This is a genomic window from Paenibacillus sp. 598K (assembly GCF_003851045.1).
Taxonomy (GTDB): domain Bacteria; phylum Bacillota; class Bacilli; order Paenibacillales; family Paenibacillaceae; genus Paenibacillus_D.
This window is the reverse complement of sequence record NZ_BFBX01000027.1, coordinates 55,736-56,183: the sequence shown is the minus strand read 5'-3', so window position 1 is coordinate 56,183 and position 448 is coordinate 55,736. Positions and strand designations below refer to the sequence as shown.

Sequence of the window (448 nt, the reverse complement as noted above, 5' to 3'; positions counted from 1 at the left end):
TCTTGCCGGAGCCGGCGGCCGCCGCTACCAGCACATCCTGTCCGCCCGCTACGACGGCATGCCATTGCGCGTCCGTCCAGGTGCTCCCCGGAGGCTTGGGCGGCAGATCGCCGCCGCTAGGCGCTATCTCGTTATGAAGTTGCCGATCCATCGCTTGCTCCTCCTTCCGCTGCGCATGGCGGCTGCTCGGCGGCAGCCCGCTCCGCCAGCGTCAGCCACAGCTCCTCCTTGCCTTGCTTGCGCAATCTGACATAGTCATTGCCTTCATCCATAGGATCGAACTGGCACACCGGCTTGTATGCGCAAAACGCGCACGGCGTCCGCGCCCCGAGACGATAAGGCGTGATCGCCACCTCGCCGCGCGTAATCCTCTCCCCGATCGTCCGGATGGTGGTCCGCACCGCCTGGCGCAGCGTCTCCCATTGCTCGCCGGTGACGACCGAGGAGG

Annotated in this window: 1 protein-coding gene; it reads right to left on the bottom strand. The window is 66.5% G+C overall.

Features of this window, described 5'->3' with window-relative positions:
• Positions 1 to 131 precede the first annotated feature (131 nt).
• On the bottom strand, positions 132 to 448 hold a 317-nt coding region (locus tag PA598K_RS36105; RefSeq protein WP_185601792.1), incomplete at its 5' end, for a PD-(D/E)XK nuclease family protein.